15 protein-coding genes are annotated in these 17723 nt (G+C 65.9%); 2 read left to right on the top strand and 13 right to left on the bottom strand.

Annotation, left to right across the window (positions count from 1 at the left end; genetic code table 11):
• The first annotated feature begins 34 nt into the window (after positions 1 to 34).
• On the top strand, positions 35 to 1408 hold the full coding sequence (locus E7681_RS11545) for an FAD-binding oxidoreductase (RefSeq protein ID WP_136339455.1): 1374 nt from the start codon (positions 35 to 37) through the stop codon (positions 1406 to 1408).
• Positions 1409 to 1421: 13 nt separating this feature from the next.
• Here the strand turns inward: E7681_RS11545 and recN are convergent, their stop codons facing one another.
• The 13 genes from recN to E7681_RS11480 all read right to left on the bottom strand — a co-directional run bounded on the left by recN (position 1422) and on the right by E7681_RS11480 (position 16337).
• Positions 1422 to 3071: a DNA repair protein RecN gene (recN, locus tag E7681_RS11540; protein WP_136339454.1), complete on the bottom strand. Its 1650-nt coding sequence runs from the start codon at positions 3069 to 3071 to the stop codon at positions 1422 to 1424.
• 18 nt (positions 3072 to 3089) lie between these two features.
• Entirely contained in the window at positions 3090 to 3938 is an 849-nt protein-coding gene (locus tag E7681_RS11535; RefSeq protein WP_136339453.1) for an outer membrane protein assembly factor BamD, read from the bottom strand.
• 136 nt (positions 3939 to 4074) lie between these two features.
• Positions 4075 to 4995, bottom strand: coding sequence for a UDP-3-O-acyl-N-acetylglucosamine deacetylase (gene lpxC / locus E7681_RS11530; protein ID WP_136339452.1), 921 nt, complete (start codon positions 4993 to 4995; stop codon positions 4075 to 4077).
• Between the two features lie 209 nt (positions 4996 to 5204).
• Positions 5205 to 6815, bottom strand: a complete 1611-nt coding sequence (ftsZ, locus tag E7681_RS11525) for a cell division protein FtsZ (protein WP_136339451.1) — start codon at positions 6813 to 6815, stop codon at positions 5205 to 5207.
• A gap of 177 nt (positions 6816 to 6992) precedes the next feature.
• Positions 6993 to 8327: a cell division protein FtsA gene (gene ftsA / locus E7681_RS11520; protein ID WP_136339450.1), complete on the bottom strand. Its 1335-nt coding sequence runs from the start codon at positions 8325 to 8327 to the stop codon at positions 6993 to 6995.
• A 6-nt stretch (positions 8328 to 8333) separates the two neighbouring features.
• Complete coding sequence (locus E7681_RS11515) at positions 8334 to 9200, bottom strand: cell division protein FtsQ/DivIB (RefSeq protein WP_136339449.1); 867 nt, start codon at positions 9198 to 9200, stop codon at positions 8334 to 8336.
• Entirely contained in the window at positions 9188 to 10108 is a 921-nt protein-coding gene (locus E7681_RS11510; RefSeq protein ID WP_211089794.1) for a D-alanine--D-alanine ligase, read from the bottom strand. The genes E7681_RS11515 and E7681_RS11510 overlap by 13 nt, the downstream gene beginning before the upstream one ends.
• A 93-nt stretch (positions 10109 to 10201) precedes the next feature.
• The gene (gene murB, locus E7681_RS11505; RefSeq protein ID WP_136339447.1) at positions 10202 to 11122 is read right to left on the bottom strand and encodes a UDP-N-acetylmuramate dehydrogenase; all 921 of its coding nucleotides are present in this window, start codon (positions 11120 to 11122) and stop codon (positions 10202 to 10204) included.
• On the bottom strand, positions 11109 to 11369 hold the full coding sequence (locus E7681_RS11500; protein ID WP_136339446.1) for a DUF2484 family protein: 261 nt from the start codon (positions 11367 to 11369) through the stop codon (positions 11109 to 11111). Before E7681_RS11500 ends, murB begins: the two co-directional genes overlap by 14 nt.
• Positions 11366 to 12553 (bottom strand): APC family permease, encoded by a 1188-nt coding sequence (locus tag E7681_RS11495; RefSeq protein ID WP_136339445.1) that lies wholly within the window; start codon positions 12551 to 12553, stop codon positions 11366 to 11368. Before E7681_RS11495 ends, E7681_RS11500 begins: the two co-directional genes overlap by 4 nt.
• Positions 12554 to 12677: 124 nt before the next feature.
• Positions 12678 to 14078, bottom strand: coding sequence for a UDP-N-acetylmuramate--L-alanine ligase (gene murC / locus E7681_RS11490; RefSeq protein ID WP_136339444.1), 1401 nt, complete (start codon positions 14076 to 14078; stop codon positions 12678 to 12680).
• Positions 14079 to 14082: 4 nt separating this feature from the next.
• Positions 14083 to 15174: a UDP-N-acetylglucosamine--N-acetylmuramyl-(pentapeptide) pyrophosphoryl-undecaprenol N-acetylglucosamine transferase gene (locus tag E7681_RS11485; RefSeq protein ID WP_136339443.1), complete on the bottom strand. Its 1092-nt coding sequence runs from the start codon at positions 15172 to 15174 to the stop codon at positions 14083 to 14085.
• Positions 15171 to 16337, bottom strand: a complete 1167-nt coding sequence (locus tag E7681_RS11480; RefSeq protein ID WP_136339442.1) for a peptidoglycan glycosyltransferase FtsW — start codon at positions 16335 to 16337, stop codon at positions 15171 to 15173. The genes E7681_RS11485 and E7681_RS11480 overlap by 4 nt, the downstream gene beginning before the upstream one ends.
• Positions 16338 to 16504: 167 nt before the next feature.
• Here E7681_RS11480 and E7681_RS11475 point away from each other — a divergent pair, with 167 nt between their 5' ends.
• The gene (locus tag E7681_RS11475; RefSeq protein WP_136339441.1) at positions 16505 to 17692 is read left to right on the top strand and encodes a BaiN/RdsA family NAD(P)/FAD-dependent oxidoreductase; all 1188 of its coding nucleotides are present in this window, start codon (positions 16505 to 16507) and stop codon (positions 17690 to 17692) included.
• Positions 17693 to 17723 lie beyond the last annotated feature (31 nt).

Below are 17723 nucleotides of genomic sequence, written 5' to 3'. Positions count from 1 at the left end.
CCTAGTGTTCCCCAGCATCTTCCGGAGGAACAGTATGGCCATCCAGTCCGCGCTTGAGGAACTTTCCAACTTACTAGGACAACGGTTGAGCCGGTCCAAGTCCGATCTGGACCAACATGGCGCCTCTGAGACGCATTTTCCGCTGACCCCGCCCGATGCGGTCGCCTATCCCGAAACTGCCGAAGAGGTCAGCGAGATCGTCAAGATTTGCGCGCGGCACGGCTGTCCGGTGGTCGGTTGGGGGGCTGGCACCTCGCTTGAGGGGCAGGCACAGGCGTTTTCGGGGGGGATTTCCGTCGACTTCCGCAACATGAACAAGATCCTGCGGCTATCGCCCGAGGATATGGACGTGGCCGTCCAGCCCGGCATCACCCGCGAAGAGCTGAACACCGAATTGCGCGCCACGGGGCTGTTCTTTCCGGTCGATCCGGGGGCGAATGCCTCGATCGGGGGGATGGCGTCGACGCGCGCGTCGGGGACCACGGCGGTGCGCTATGGCACGATGCGCGACAACGTGCTGGGGTTGCAGGTGGTGCTGGCCGACGGGCGGATCATCCGCACCGGCACGCGCGCGCGCAAATCCAGCGCAGGCTATGACCTGACCGCCATGTTCGTAGGCGCCGAGGGGACGCTGGGCCTGATCACCGAGCTGACGCTGCGCCTGCGTGGCCAGCCCGAAGCCGTCACCGCCGCCGTCTGCGCGTTTGAACGGATCGAGGATGCGGTGTCAGCCGTGATCGACACCATCCAGATGGGCATTCCGATGGCGCGGATCGAATTTGTGGATGCCGCAACCGCGTCGGCGTTCAACGCCTATTCGGGGTCCGAGATGCCGGAATGCCCGCATTTGATGGTGGAATTCCACGGCTCGGAACAGGGCGTCGCGGAACAGGCCGAAACCTTTGGCGAGATCGTCGCAGATCACGGCGGCAAGGGGTTCGAATGGGCCACCAAGCCCGAGGATCGCACCGCGCTGTGGACGATGCGGCATCACGCGCATTGGGCGGTGATGGCCTCGAAACCCGGGGCGCGGTCGATCGTGACGGATATCTGCGTGCCGATCTCGCGCTTGGCCGAAGCGGTCAATGAAACCCGCGCGGATATCGAGGCGTCGCCGATCACCGGGCCGATCCTGGGGCATGTGGGGGACGGGAATTTCCACTCGATCCTGTTGTTCGATCCGACGAAGCCGGAAGAGGAACACGCCGCCGAGGATCTGGCTCACCGCATGGTCGAACGCGCGCTGGCGCTTGGCGGAACGGCGACGGGCGAGCATGGGATCGGCGTCGGCAAGCTGAAATACATGGAGGCCGAGCACGGCGATGCGTGGGACGTGATGGGACAGGTCAAGCGCGCGCTGGACCCGCAGAACATCATGAATCCGGGGAAAATGGTGCGCGGGAACTAAGCGCGGACCCGCGTCAGCCCGCCAGCAGCGCCTTGGCCGCGCCGCGCGCTTCGTCGGTGATCGAGTCGCCCGAGACCATGCGGGCGATCTCGTCCACGCGTTCCTCGGGGCTGAGCGGCACCACGGTCGAGGTGGTGATGTCCCCGTCCACCCGCTTTTCGACGCGCCAGTGATGCGCCCCCAGCGCCGCCACCTGCGGCGAGTGGGTCACGACCAGCACCTGCCCGCCCTGCGCCAGTGCCGCCAGACGGCGGCCCACCGCATCGGCGGTTGCCCCGCCGACACCGCGGTCGATCTCGTCGAAGATCATCGTCACGCCGTCCTGTTGCTGGCTCAGGCAGACCTTGAGCGCCAGCAGGAACCGGCTGAGTTCGCCGCCCGAGGCAATCTTGGCCAGCGGACCGGACGGCGCGCCGGGGTTGGTGGCGACGGTAAAGGCGACCTGATCCACCCCATCGGGCCCGGCATCGGCCAGTGTGATCTGGGTCAGAAAGACCGCGCGCTCCATCTTCAGCGGGGCCAGTTCGGCGGCGACGGCGCGGTCCAGACGCACGGCGGCCTCTTGCCGGGCGGCGGTCAGCCGGGCGGCGGCTTCGGCATAGGCGCTGTCTGCGGCGCGCAGCTCTGCGCGCAGACGTTCAAGATCGGCGTCGCCCTGATCCAGCGCGTGCAGACGGGCGCGCAGATCGTCGGCCAGCGCCCCCAGATCGTCTGCCAGAACGCCATGCTTGCGGGCGGCGGCGCGTATGGCGAACAGGCGCTCCTCGGTCTCTTCCAGCTCATGCGGGTTGAATTGCAGGCGGTCCAGCGCGGTTTCGACACCGGCGACCGCATCCGACAGTTCGGCAAAGGCGCGGCCAAGCGCGTCGATGGGGGTGTCCAGCATCCCCTCGGCACGGTCCGAGACCCCTTCGAGCCAGCGCAGCGCATCGCCCATCGAGCCCTCGGCCCCGTCATTGCCAAGCGCGTTCAGCGCCTTGGCGACGTCGTCGCGGATACGCTCGGCGCCCTGCATCATGCGGCGGTGGGTGTCCAGCTGGGTTTCCTCGCCGGGTTCCGGGGCCAGCTTGTCCAGCTCGTCCACGGCGTGGCGCAGGAAGTCCTCTTCTTTGCGGACCTCGGCCAGCGCGGTTTCGGCCTTTGACAGGGCCTTGCGGGCGGCGCTCATGGCGCGCCAGGCATCGCGGACGTCTGATTGCAGCACCGGGTAGGCCCCGAAGGCGTCCAGCAGCGCGCGGTGGCCCTTGGGGTCCAGCAGGCCGCGGTCGTCGTGCTGGCCGTGCAGCTCGATCAGCGTATCAGAGAGCGCGCGCAGCACCTCGCCCGAGCAGCGGCGGTCGTTCACCCAAGCGGTTTTGCGGCCGTCGCGGCTGTTGACGCGGCGCAGGATCAACTCTTCGCCATCCGGCAGGCCAGCCTCGGTCAGCACGTCATGGGCGGCGTGGCCATCGGGCAGGTCGAACACGGCGACGACTTCGCCCTGATCAGCCCCCGAGCGCACCAGTTCGGCGCGCCCACGCCATCCCAGCACAAAGCCCAGACTGTCCAGCAGGATCGACTTGCCCGCGCCGGTTTCGCCGGTCAGCACGTTCAGACCCGGCTGGAAATCCAATTCCAGCCGGTCGATGATCAGCATGTCGCGGATTTCAACGCTGCGCAGCATCGTGCCCTCGGAGGTAGATCAGATCCACTCGCCCTTGATCATCTGGCGGTAAACCTTGCTGAGCCAGTTGTTCCCCTTGGCCTTCATCTCCAGCCCCTGCCCGGTCAGCAGCTTGTAGCTGGCCTGATACCATTCGGTGGACTGGAAGTTGTGGCCCAGGATCGCGCCCGCGGTCTGGGCTTCGTCGGTCAGGCCCAGCGACAGGTAGGATTCGACCAGACGGTGCAGCGCCTCGGCGGTGTGGGTCGTGGTCTGGAAATCCTCGACCACCACGCGGAACCGGTTCACGGCGGCGGCGTAGTGGTGGCGCTTGAGGTAGTAGCGCCCGACTTCCATTTCCTTGGCGGCCAAGTGATCGAAGGCCAAGTCGAACTTCAGAATGGCCGAGCGTGCATATTCGCTGTCGGGATAGCGTTCGATCACGGCCCGCAGCGCCTGCAATGCCTGGAAGGTCAGGCCCTGATCGCGGCCGATCTCGTCGATCTGGTCGTAATAGGACAGCGCCAGCAAGTACGCCGCATAGGCCGCGTCATCCGAGGTCGGGTAGAAATCGATGTAACGCTGTGCGGCGGCGCGGCTGTTCTCGTAGTCCTGATCCTTGTGATAGGCAAAGGCCTGCATGATCAAGGCGCGCTTGGCCCAGTCGGAATAGGGGTACAGACGCTCGATCTCAGAGAAGAAGAAGGCCGCGCGCGCGGGCTTGCGCCGCTCCAGCTCAAACTCGCCGCGTTCAAAGATCTGTTCGGCCGTGTAGTTTTCCAGCGGAACTTCGCCGCGGTCCACCTTGCCGCCTTCGCCACAACCGGCCAGCACAACAGTGGCCAGAACCATGCCGAAGATCCATTTCCGGGAGCCGCCGCCTGTCATGCTGTAAATACCCTCGTCTGCACAAATGGGGGCACCGGGCCCCTCTGCTCAAACCGGTCCTAGCACAGAAATTTCCGGTGCAAAACGCCTTTGGTGCATTTCGGCGCAAGCGCGCCGCACCGCCATGCATGCCGCGTCAGGCGACGGCAGGCATCTCGTCCAGATGTGCGCCAACACCGGGCAAACGCGCCATTTTCACGGGGTCACACTCGACCATGCGAAAGTTGGTCGGATCGGCGAACAGGGCATGCAGCAAATCGTTGGTCAGCGCATGGCCCGCCCGGAACCCGGTGTAGTGGCCCAGAATCGGGGCGCCGGCCAGCGCCAGATCCCCCAGCGCGTCCAGCATCTTGTGGCGCACGGGTTCGTCGGCGTGACGCAGACCGCCGGGGCTGAGGATCGCGTCCCCTTCGACCACCACGGCGTTTTCCAGCGTGCCGCCCAGGGCCAGCCCGTTGGCATGCATGAAATCGACGTCGGCCTTGCGGCAGAAGGTGCGGCTGTCGCACAGCTCGCGCACGAAGGTGCCGTTGGACATTTTCAGCGACTTGTTCTGCACGCCGATCGCCGCGTCCTCAAAGTCGATGTGGAAATCGATGGTCAGATCGCTGCCGGGCTCCAGACGGGCCCAGGCCTCGCCCTTGCGGACCTCGACGGGTTTCAGCACTTCGATGGCGCGCACGGCGACATCCTGCGCGGCCAGGCCACGCAGCAGGAACGCGCGCACGAACGGGGCCGAGCTGCCATCCAGGATCGGCACTTCGGGGCCGTCGATCTCGATCAGGGCGTTGTGGATGCCGCAACCGGCCAGCGCGGCCATGACGTGTTCGACGGTCGAGACGCTGATGCCGCTGTCGTTTTCCAGCTTGGTGCACAGCGGCGATTGGTTGACCGCGCTCCAGCGCGCCTGAACTAGGGGATCGGTGTACAGAACGTCGGTCCGCTTGAACCAGATACCGTAATCGGCCGAGGCAGGGCGAACCGTCATGCGGACAGGTTTGCCAGAGTGCAGGCCCACGCCGTTGAAGGTGACGGCAGCTTTCAAGGTATTCTGCAAGGTTTTTCCCCAAGCCTTAACGGCTGTTTAACTTTGATTTGTGCACATAGTTATGCGTGACAACCTCTCGTCTCAATTCAATCTTTGTAACGGGTTGAAACATCCCTGAAACAAACTGGCACAAACCCGCTCACACCCCGCCTAACCGATTGTTACAAAACGAAAAAGCCGCCCCTGAGGGCGGCTTTTCGATCATCTTTTACTTAAGGTCAGTTTGCCTGACGACGCAGGAAAGCCGGGATCTCGATGCGGTCTTGCTCGGGATCGGCCTTCGGTTCGGCAGCCTGAACGCTGGGTTGCTGACGCGCGGCGGCCTGCGGGGCAGCCTCGTGGCCGTGGCCGGTCATGCGGTTGATCAGCGAGTTGATGCCGCCGAAACGACCAGCCTGTTCAGGCTTGGGCGCGGGCTTGGCGGCAACGCGTTCTGCGACGGGCGCGGCGGGGCGCTGGGGTGCGGCCGGGGCCTTTTGAACGGCGGCTTGCAGACGGGCCAGCGCCTCGGGCGAGGGCGTGCCAGCGGTCGGCGCTTTCGGGGCCACGAAGGTTTCGACCGGATCGTCGGCCACGTCAGGCTGCGGCTGGAAGCTGGCGACCTGCGGGCGGTACAGCGGCGGCGGCATGTCGTCCGCAGCTTCGAAATCGTCCTCGTAGGCTTCCTCGACCGGCGCTTTGGCCACGGGGGCGGCGACGGGCTTCGGTGCTTCCAGATCCTGGAACAGGCTGGGCTCTGCCGTTTGGGCAACGGGCGCTGCCTTGGCGGCGACGGGCTCGGCCTTCTTCTCTTCGACGGTGACGGTCTGCTTCAGCGGTGCGGCCATCGAGCGGCGCGGCACAGGGATTTCCGAGACCACTTCGGACGCGTCGATACCGGTCGCCACGACCGACACACGCATCATGCCGTCCATGTCGGTATCCAGCGTCGAGCCGACGATGATGTTGGCGTCCGGGTCCACTTCCTCGCGGATGCGGTTGGCGGCTTCGTCCAGTTCGAACAGGGTCAGGTCGTGACCGCCGGTGATGTTGATCAGCACGCCCTTGGCACCGCGCAGGCTGATTTCGTCCAGCAGCGGGTTGGCGATTGCCTTTTCGGCGGCCTGAATGGCGCGATCTTCGCCCGACGCTTCGCCGGTGCCCATCATCGCCTTGCCCATCTCGTCCATGACCGAGCGGACGTCGGCGAAGTCGAGGTTGATCAGGCCGGGCTTGACCATCAGGTCGGTCACACCCTTGACGCCCTGGTACAGCACGTCATCAGCCATTGCGAAGGCTTCGGTGAAGGTGGTTTTTTCGTTGGCCAGACGGAACAGGTTCTGGTTCGGGATGATGATCAGGGTGTCGACCATCTTTTGCAGGGTTGCGACGCCTTCTTCGGCCTGACGCATCCGCTTGGCGCCTTCGAACTGGAAGGGCTTGGTCACGACGCCGACGGTCAGCACGCCCAGCTCACGCGCGGCTTGCGCGATGATGGGGGCCGCACCCGTGCCCGTGCCACCGCCCATGCCGGCGGTGATGAAGCACATATGCGCGCCGGCCAGGTGGTCGACGATCTGTTCGATGCTTTCTTCGGCAGCGGCGGCGCCGACCGAGGCGCGCGCACCGGCGCCCAGACCTTCGGTGACCTTCACGCCCAGCTGGATGCGGTTGCCCGCCTTCGACTGTTGCAGTGCCTGAGCATCGGTGTTGGCAACGACGAAATCGACGCCTTCCAACTCTTTCTGGATCATGTTGTTGACGGCGTTGCCGCCTGCCCCGCCCACACCGAACACGGTAATACGGGGTTTCAATTCTTCCTGACCGGGCACCGAAAGGTTCAATGTCATTGATCTGTCCGCCTGATGTTGGCCTGCCTTGCGCAGGTGATTTTTCTGCCTATTAAGCGCCGAGTTTACTCGTAACAGGCCGGATCGTCACGCAAAAAAGCGCAAAAATACCCCAAAATATGGGATATTTTACAAGGCAACTACGCGGGATTTTGCCGAAATGACCAGATATTGGGCTTACCAGTTATCCCGGAACCATTTGACGGCACGACGCAGCGAACGGGCGGGGTAACGCTCGACCGGAAGGTCGAAATCCCACCATTCGTCCTGCGGATGGGCGGCGAACAGGCACAGGCCGACCGCGCTGGCGAAACCCGGTCCGGTGGCGGCCTGCGGCAGGCCGTGGACACGCAGCGGGCGGCCCAGGCGGACCTGGTGGCCCAGGATGCGGCTGGCCAGCCCGTCAAGGCCGGGGATCTGGCTGCCACCGCCGGTCAGCACGATCTGCTGGCTGGGCAGGTGGTCGAACCCGGCGGCGTCCAGACGGGCGCGCACCTCTTCCAGGATTTCCTCGACGCGGGGGCGCATGATGCCGATCAGTTCGGCCCGGCTGACGGCGCGGCGGTCGTGTTCCCAGTCGCCGGTGTCGCCTTCGAGGTCGATCATCTCGCGGTCGTCCATGCCGGTGGCGACGACGCCACCGTAGAAGGTCTTGATCCGCTCGGCGGTGTTGAACGGCACCGACAGGCCCATCGAGATGTCGCCGGTGACGTGATCGCCACCCATGCGCACGGTGTCGGCATAGATCATGTGTTTCTTCATGAAGATCGACAGGCTGGTCGCCCCGCCGCCCATGTCGATGCAGGCGGCGCCCAGTTCCTGCTCATCCTCGACCAGCGCGGAGATCCCCGCGACATAGGCCGAGCTGGCGATACCCGCCAGTTCCAGATCGCAGCGTTTGACGCAATGGGCCAGGTTCTGCACGGCGGTCGCATCCACCGTCAGCATGTGCATGTCGGTCGAGAGGGTCTGGCCGATCTGACCGCGCGGATCGGACAGGCCGGTGCGGTGATCCAGCGCAAAGTTCACGGGCTGGGCGTGCAGCACCTCGCGGCCCATGCCGTAGTCGGGCAGGTGGCAGGCGGCCAGCACGCGGCTGATGTCCTGCTCGGACACGACGTTGCCTTCGACGTCGATCGCCCCGGCCAGGCCATAGCTGCGCGGCTCGGCCCCCGAGAAGCAGGCGATCACGTGGTCCACCCGGATATTCGCCATCTTCTGCGCAGCCTGAATGGCGGTGCGAATGGCGCGTTCGGTTTCCTGCATGGCGTCGATTTCGCCAAAGCGCACCCCGCGCGAACGGGTCGTCGCGGCGCCGATCACCCGGAACCCGGCCTGCCCGGCCATCGGGCCAACCCCGTCGGTTTCCTTCAGCCGGTCCGAGCCGTCAAAGCGCAGAACAAGGCAGGCAATCTTGGAGCTGCCCACATCCAGAATGGCGATCACGCCTCGCTGCATGGCTGCCTTGCGCATGTTCCGCATCGCGCGTTGGGTTTCATAAAGCCCGGTCATGTCCCGTCAGTCTCCTGCACTGATCTTCTTGATACGCCACCATTCTGCCACCGCATCCGCATTCATCCGGATGGTCGGCCGTGCCGCGATGCGCATGTCCACATGCGCCAGATCGCGAGCCATCATGTCGTTCGACTGGTTCAGCACCAGCACGCGGTCCAGCGCCTGCACCGGATTGTCCACCGGCAGCAGGATGCGTTGGCCGCGATCCAGCACCATGTCCCAGCGCCGTTCGCCCATGCGGACAAGGCCGCGGATGCGCGGGGTCAGCGGTCCGGCGGCGGCCAGAAGGCGCATCGCCTCGCCCACCGCGCGATCGGCGCCCGCACCGGCCACGACCGGCAGATCCTTGTGTGCGGCGCGGGCCGTTGCCTCGCCGACATAGTTGCCCTCGGCGTCCAGCAGCACCAGCCCCTGGGCCGAGCGCCACAGCATCACCGGCACGCGTTCCTTCAGGTCCACCTGCAGCACGCCGCCCGGTTTGATCCGCACGCTGGCATCGGCCACGGCGGGCAGTTCCAGAATGGTGCTGCGGATTTCCTCGAGCGACAGATCGAACGAGCTGACCGGGAAGTCGATCCCGACGATCTCGCGGATGTCCTCGGCAATTTCGGGGCCGGCGCCGTCGACGGCCATCAGCTTGACCATGAATTCGGGGCGGGATTCGATCTTGTGCCGAATGTCCGAGACCGCAAGGCGGATATTGTCCACGCGCGCCTCGTCCGACAGGTAGATCCCGCCCGCCGCGATCGTAATCGCGAACGGAAGCCCAATGCGCAACAGACCCCGCACGAGCGGGGTCAGCATCATGCGCTGCATTCTGTAAGACAGGCGCGAGGGCGCCGGATCCGCGCGACGCATCACCTGTTGCATGAGGCGTCCTCCACCATCCAGCGGCACAGCTGGCCGAACGACATCCCGCATTTTTCCGCCTGCTCGGGCGATAGCGAGGTCGGCGTCATCCCCGGCTGGGTGTTGGTTTCCAGCAGGATCAGACCGTCCATGCCGCGCGCCTCGTCCCAGCGGAAATCGGTGCGGCTGACACCCCGGCACCCCAGCGCCTGATGCGCGCGCAGGGCATAGTCCAGACAGGCGTCGAAAATCTCTTGCGGCACCTCGGCGGGCACCACGTGGCGCGATCCGCCGGTGGCGTATTTGGCGTGATAATCGTACCAGCCGTCGGTGATGATATCCGTCACCGTCAGCGCGCGATCGCCCACCACGGTTGCCGTCAGCTCGCGCCCCGGCACGTATTGTTCGACCATCAGCACATCGGGCATCTGTTCGTTCAGCTGCGGCGGGCCGTGGGCGGCCTCTTGCACGATGTAAACGCCGACCGAGGAGCCCTCGTTATACGGTTTCACCACGTAGGGAGGCTCCATCACGTGGCGCGCCTCGACCTCGGCCTTGCTGGCCAGACAGCTGTCGGCCACCGGCAACCCGGCGGCGCGGTAAACCTGCTTGGTGCGCTCTTTGTCCATCGCCAGAGACGAGGCCAGCACACCCGAATGCGTGTAGGGAATGTTCAGCCATTCCAGCAGACCCTGAACGCAGCCATCCTCGCCCCAGCGGCCATGCAGGGCGTTGAACACGACATCGGGTTGGATTTCGGCCAGACGCGCAGGCAGATCGCGGCCTGCGTCGACCTCAACCACCTCGAATCCTTCGCCCCTCAGTGCCTTGACGCATTCGCGCCCGGATGACAGGGACACCTCGCGCTCAGCCGAGGGACCGCCCATCAACACCGCAACCTTGGGGTTTGTCCTGCTCGACATACCCACCGTTCGCCTCAATATTCCGGCCGTTTTTACGGCCTGTTCTGCTGCTTTTTCAGCCCGTCTTATGCGGACCTGATTTGGGGTTTGATCCCCGGATTACGCCGCCGGTTCGCCGACGCGCATGATTTCCCACTCTAGCGTGATCCCGCAGGAATCGTAAACCTTTTTTCGCACTTCTTCGCCCAATCCTTCGAGGTCAGCCGCCGTCGCCGCCCCCGTATTGATCAGGAAGTTCGAGTGCTTGGGGCTCATCTGAGCGCCCCCACGCGTGGCGCCACGCATGCCGGCATCGTCTATCAGCTTCCACGCCTTCAGGTCGTGCACATCGTCCGCACGCCCCGTGCTGGAGAACCCCGCCGGATTGCGGAAAGTGCTGCCTGCGCTGCGGTCCTTTGTCGGCTGGCTGGCGTCGCGCTTGGCGATCTGCTCGTCCATCCGCGCGGCCAGCTCTGCCGGGTCGCCTGCGGGGCCGTCAAACGTGGCCTCGACCAGCACCATGCCGTCGGGCAGGTGGCTCTGGCGGTACTCGAACCGCAGATCATCCGGCCCCAACGTCACCAGCGTGCCATCCCGCGCCACGGCCTGCGCGCTGACAAACGCATCCGCCACGTAAAAGCCATAGCAGCCCGCATTCATCCGCACCGCGCCGCCGATACTGCCGGGGATCGTGCGCAGGAATGTCAGGTCGACCCCCGCCTCGGCCGCCTTGCGCGCCACATGCGCGTCCAGTGCCGCGGCCCCTGCGGTCACACGGCGTCCATCCACCGAGATTCCGTTGAACCCGCGCCCCAGCCGGATCACCACGGCGCGCAAACCGCCATCCCGCACGATCAGGTTGCTGCCCACCCCCATCGGAAACACAGAAACGTCCGCACCAAGGCCGGCAAGGAAGCCCTGCAAATCCGCCAGGTCCGCCGGCTGGAACAGCCAGTCCGCCGGGCCGCCCACACGCAGCCAGGTCAGCTCGGACAGGGATTTGCCGGGGGTCAGCGCGCCCCGCACCTCAGGCATCTGCATCTTTCGCCTTTCCGCCGCGCTTGATCCAGCGCCACAGGTAGATCACGGGCCAGCGCAACACCGACATGGCAGCCGCCAGCACCAGCAGCCCGACCCAGGGACCCTGCTCATAGACCACCCAGCCCAGAATGGGAATGCCCACCGCGATCAGCCCATAGGCAAAGGGCCAATGCTTGCGCTTGCTGGGCAGCATCGCGCCGACATTGGCGATCACGAACCACGCACAGGCGGCAAACAGCGACATCATGAGCCCACCCCCAAGGTCATCGCCAGCGCCCCGGCGGCCAGCACCAGACCCACGACCGGCACCCACATCGCAACGGTGAAATCCGCCCGCGGTGCCTTGCGCTTGACCAGGATCAGCGCAGCATTCACCAGCACGAACACCGCCAGCAGGATCGACGAGGTCGTCCCCGCAAGCGACGCAATCGGCAGCCGCAACGCCGCCGCGATCACCCCGGCCCCCAGCAGAACCGTCGCCAGAACCGGCGTGCCAAAGCGCGGATGCGCGTGGTGGAACATCCGCAGCACCGCGTGTTTCTTGCCCAGCCCGAACAGCACCCGCGCGGCCATCACGATCTGCGCCAGAATGCCGTTCAATGCCGCCACAACGGCGATGCCTGCGAACATCGCAGCCCCGCCGCCAACGCCCGCCTCCCACACCAGCACCAAAGGCCGGTCCGAGTCGCCCAGCTCCTCCAGCGGAACCGCCCGGATCGCGGCCACCGCCACCAGCCCGTAAATCACGCTGGTCACCACCAGCGACAACAGGATCGCCCGAGGCAGCGTCCGCTCGGGGCGCTCGACCTCCTCGGCCATGTTCACGATGTCCTCAAACCCGATAAAGGCGAAAAACGCCAGCACGGCCCCTGCCCCCACGCCGCTCCACAACGGCGCCTCGGGCAGCGCAAAATCCGGCGAGGCCGGCGCCGCCCAGCCAGCATAGATTACCAGCCCCAGCCCGATCAGCTCGATCGCGGTGAACAGCGCGGCCATGGCCAGGCTCTCCAGCACCCCCAACACCGCCACCAGCGTCAGCGCCACGCCGACCCCGACAATCGCCCAATCAAACGGCACATCCACGATGCTGACCAGATAGCCCACGCCCCCACGCAACACCGCCGCGGCCGAGATCATGCCCGCCGCCACGATCGCCACCCCTACCAGCAGCGCCAGCAACGGCCAGCCGAAGCCCTTGGCGACATAGGCCGCCTCGCCCGCCGCCTCAGGCAGTCGCGTGGAAAACTCCGCATAGCTCAGCGCCGTCGGTGCCGCGATCAGCCCGGCCAGCACAAAGGCCAACGGCGCCCAGATCCCCGCCTCGGCCGCCACCGCGCCCACCAGCACGTAAATCCCCGCGCCGACCATGACCCCCACGCCATAGGCCGTCAGCAATCCCAACCCGATCCGTCGCTTCAACTGCTCTGTCACGACCAGCCCCTTCTTTCTGATCGAAAATACTCAACGGCGCAGGCCGCAAAGCCCACGCTGCGCTTCAGCATCAAGCCTATCACATTGCCGTCCCGGCAAAATGACGACGATCAAAGGGAAAGGGTCAGCCCTGCGAAAGACGCGCCGGCAACCCATGCGCCCAGGCGCTGATCGTGCCGGCACCCAGGCAGACCACCATGTCCCCCGGCCCGGCCTGTTCGCGCACCAGGCGCTCCAGATCGTCCTCGGTCAGGATGGCGCGGGCGTGGCGGTGGCCGTGGCGGATCAGCCCGGCGACCAGATCGTCGCGCGTCGCGCCCTCGATCGGAGCCTCACCGGCGGCATAGACCTCGGCGATACCCACCACGTCGGCATCGTTGAAACAGCTGCAGAAATCCTCGAACAACGAGTGCAAACGAGTATAGCGGTGCGGCTGATGCACGGCGATCACGCGCCCCTCGGACGCCTGACGCGCGGCCTTCAGCACGGCAGCGATCTCGACCGGGTGGTGGCCGTAATCGTCGATGATGGTGACGCCGTTGACCTCGGCCACCTTGGTGAAGCGGCGGTTCACGCCCCCGAACGCGGCCAAGGCGGCGCGGATTTCCTCGCCCTTCATGCCCAGGTGACGGGCCACGGCGACAGCGGCCAAGGCGTTGGAAACGTTGTGATCTCCGGGCATCGGCAGGGTGCAGCCCTCGATCTTGATGCCCTCGGGCTGCAGCAGGATGTCGAAATGCGCCACGCCCTTTTTATAGGTCAGGTTCGTGGCGCGCACATCGGCCTGCGCGTTGAAGCCAAAGGTCACGACGCGGCGGTCGGTGATCTTGCCGACCAGCGCCTGCACCTCGGGGTGGTCGGTGCAGCACACCGCCAGCCCGTAGAACGGGATGTTCGAGACGAAATCGAGGAACCCCTTGCGCAGGTTCTCGATGGTGCCCCAATGCTCCATATGCTCGGGGTCGATATTGGTAACGATGGCGATGGTCGCGGGCAGCCGGTTGAAGGTGCCGTCGCTTTCATCGGCCTCGACGACCATCCACTCGCCCTCGCCCATCCGCGCGTTCGAGCCATAGGCGTGGATGATCCCGCCATTGATCACGGTCGGGTCCACCCCGCCCGCATCCAGCAGCGTGGCGACCATCGTGGTGGTCGTGGTCTTGCCGTGGGTGCCGGCGATGGCGATGTTGGATTTCAGGCGCATCAGTTCGGCCAGCATCTCGGCCCGGCGCACGACGGGCAGGCCCAGACGGCGCGCCTCGTCCAGCTCGGGGTTGCCGGGTTTGATCGCCGACGAGATCACGACGACCTCGGCCCCGATCAGGTTCTCGGCGCGCTGGCCTTCGAAAATGGTCGCGCCCATCCCGGCCAGACGGTCGGTGATTTTCGAGGTTTTCAGGTCGCTGCCCTGAACGGTGTAGCCGTGGTTCACCAGAACCTCGGCGATGCCGGACATGCCGATGCCGCCAATGCCCACGAAATGGATGGGGCCCACATCGGTGGGCAGCTTGGTTGCGGCGTTCATGTCCTCAGTCCTTCCTTGCCAGTGCCTCGACCATTTGCACCAGCTCTTCTGTCGCTTCGGGCTTGCCCACGCTCAGCGCGGCATTCGCCATCATCTGCGCCCCACGGGGGTTGGTCAGCACCGTGGCTATTTGCTCTGCCAGCGTCGAAACCTCAAGCCGGTTTTCCGGGATCAGGATCGCAGCCCCTGCTTCCACCAGCCCGCGCGCATTGGCCGTCTGGTGATCGCCCGTGGCCGCCGCAAAGGGCACCAGGATCGAGGGACGCCCGATCACCGAGATATCCGCCACGCTGGACGCGCCCGAGCGCGAGATCACCAGCTGCGCCTCACTCATCCTTGCGGGAACATCGGTGAAAAACGGCTGCACGTCGGCCGAGATGCCGTGATCGGCGTAGAACTGCGTCACGCGGTCGAAATCCTCGTCCCGGGCCTGATGGCTGACGCGCAGGTGCTGCAGCACCTCGGGCGGCAGGGCGGCGATGGCCCCCGGCACCACGTCCGACAGGATGCGCGCCCCCTGAGACCCACCCATCACCAGAATGGACATCGGGTAGTCGCCCGGCGGGATATAGGCGGCCCCGGCGCGGTCATGCACGGCCTTGCGCACCGGGTTGCCGGTATGCACACCCTCGACCCCGGCAGGCAGGGTCGTCGGCCAGGTGCCGCAGGCCACCGCATCGACGCGGGTGGCGAAAATCTGGTTCACACGGCCAAGGATGCCGTTCTGTTCGTGGATCATGCGCGGCAGCTTCAGCAGCGTCGCCGCCCCGATCGCCGGAATGGACGGATAGCCGCCAAAGCCCACCACCACGGCGGGCCGGTCGCGGCGCATCCGCTTCATCATGCCCAGCACACCGCCCGCGATGCGGAACGGCACCGCCAGCTTGGCCAGAGCACCGCCACGAGCAAAGGTGGCGCTGGAAACCTGTTCAATCTCAACCATATGCGGGAAGCCGCCGGTGTAGCGCGCCCCGCGCGCATCGGTGGACAGCTTGACCCGCCAGCCCTTGCGCAGCATCGCCTCGGCCAAGGCCTGAGCGGGGAACATGTGCCCGCCGGTGCCCCCGGCGGCAATCACCAGCAGCGGCGCGTTCATCGGACGCGCCCCCGCAGGATGTCTCCGATCTCGCCCTGCGGACGCGAGCGCGTGAACGCCAGCAGCATCCCGACAGCCACCCCGCCCGCGATCAGCGACGAGCCGCCATAGCTGACGAACGGCAGGGTCATGCCCTTGGCGGGCAGCAGGCGCACGGCCACGCCCATGTTGATCATCGCCTGCACACCGAACATCGCGGTCAGGCCGGTGCCGGCCAGACGGATGAACGGGTCGCGTTCCTTCATCAGACGGAAGAACGAGCGCAGCACGATCACCGAGTAAAGCGCGATGATGAACAGCACCAGCACCAGCCCGTATTCCTCGGCCGCGACGGCGATGATGAAATCGGTATGCGCATCCGGCAGCGACCACTTGACCGAGCCTTCGCCGACGCCCGTGCCAAAGAAACCGCCCTCTTGGATGGCGTTGGTGGCATAGCCCAGCTGCGTGCGCGGATCGACCTCGGCGGTCAGGAAACCGTCGATGCGGCGGGCAAAGTGTTCCGAGTTGTTATAGGCGAACGTCCCTGCGGCCACGACCATCCCGGCCATGCCCACCAGCAGGGTCATCGGCGCACCGGCCACGAAATACATCACGCCCCAGCCGAACAGCACCAGCGAGGCCTGCCCGAAATCCGGCTGCAACGCCAGGATCGTCACGATGATGATGGTCAGCCCGAAGGACCACATCCGCCCCGGAGGGCCGTTGATCTCTTGCGCGGCGGCCAGCAGCCAGGCCGACACGATCACGAAGACCGGCTTCAGGAACTCGGACGGCTGCACGCTGGCAAAGCCCAGCGAGTACCAGCGCACCGCGCCCTTGCCGAAATCGGTGCCCAGAAACGGCAGGCCCAGCAGCGCAACAAAAGCGGCCAGAAAGCCCAGCGTCGCGATCCGGCGCACCATCTGCGGCGTCATCATCGAGGTCAGCAGCATCGCCACCATCGCCAGCCCGCCGAAAAACGCCTGACGCTGAACATAGTGGAAGGGGGCAAAGCCGTTCTTCTCGGCCAGCGGCGGCGAGGCGGCAAAGCCCAGCAGCAGCCCGACCGCGAACAGGATCAGGATGCAGGACATCGTCCATTTGTCGATTGTCCGCCACCACTTGGGAAGAACCGGATCGCCCGCCTGAATGGGAAGGGAACCATAGACCATCTCAGTCATGGGAATACCGCCGTTCGTTGCCTGTCTGTCTCTGCCTTCGCCCCGTTTTCGGGGTCTCGTGGGGCAACTGTACCGAATCACGCATCATCGCACCAGCGTTAAAAGGGGGCGCGGCGCGGCTCGGCACCCCCTTGCCAAGCGCGCGGGCTTCGGGCAGGGCTGGGCGCATGGAATTCGATACGATCATTCTGGGGGCCGGGGCTGCCGGCCTGATGTGCGCCGCCCATGCGGGCGGGCGTTGCTTGGTGCTGGACCATGCCAAGGCCGCGGGCGAGAAGATCCGCATCTCGGGCGGCGGGCGCTGCAATTTCACCAACATGGACCCGGGTCCGCGCAATTTCCTGTCGCAGAACCGGCACTTCGCCAAATCGGCGCTGGCCCGCTACACCCAGTGGGACTTCATCGAGCTGATCAGCCGCCACAACATCGCCTGGCACGAGAAAACGCTGGGGCAGCTGTTCTGCGACGGCTCGGCCAAGCAGATCGTCGCCATGCTGCTGGAGGAAGCCGCGAAAGCCGATGCCGCTGTCTGGCTGGAGGCCGCGATTGTCGAGGTCGCGCGCGAGGACAGCGGCTTTCGCGTGGTGACCGAGAATAACGGGCGGCGCAATACCCTGCGCGCGGCGAATGTGGTGGTCGCGACGGGCGGCAAATCCATCCCCAAGATGGGCGCGACCGGGCTGGCCTATGACATCGCGCGCCAGTTCGGGCTGGAGGTGACAGAGACCCGCCCTGCCCTCGTGCCGCTGACTTTTCCCGAGGGGCGTTTTGCCGGGCTGGCCGGCCTGTCACTGCCCGTGCGCATCACCGGCGGCGGCACCAGCTTTGACGAGGCACTGCTGTTCACCCATCGCGGCATTTCGGGGCCGTCGGTGCTGCAAATCTCGTCCTACTGGCGCGAGGGCGAGGCGATCTCGGTGAACCTGATGCCCTCGGGCACGCTGTTCGACCTGCTGCGCGCGCGGCGCACGCAAGACGGGCGCAAGAACCTGACCACCGTGCTGGGCCAGATCCTGCCCGGACGTCTGGCCGATCATCTGGCCACCGAATGGGGCCTGAGCGGCAACATGGCGGACCAGTCCGACAAGGCCCTGCGCGCACTGGTCGAGCGGGTGGAGAAATGGGACCTGGTGCCCAACGGATCCGAGGGCTACCGCACCGCCGAGGTGACGCTGGGCGGGGTGGATACGGGCGGGCTGAATTCGGCCACGATGGAGGCCAAATCGGTGCCGGGGCTGTATTTCATCGGCGAATGCGTCGACGTGACCGGCTGGCTGGGCGGGTATAATTTCCAGTGGGCCTGGTCCTCGGGCTGGGCCGCGGGACAGGCGATCCGGCAACGGATGCGCGGGTAGGACGGGCTGGGGCAGCTGGGGGCCAGCCCCC

Source organism: Thalassobius vesicularis, assembly GCF_004799325.1.
GTDB lineage: Bacteria > Pseudomonadota > Alphaproteobacteria > Rhodobacterales > Rhodobacteraceae > Thalassobius > Thalassobius vesicularis.
The sequence above is the reverse complement of the archived record's forward strand: the minus strand, read 5'-3'. Positions and strand labels throughout refer to the sequence as shown.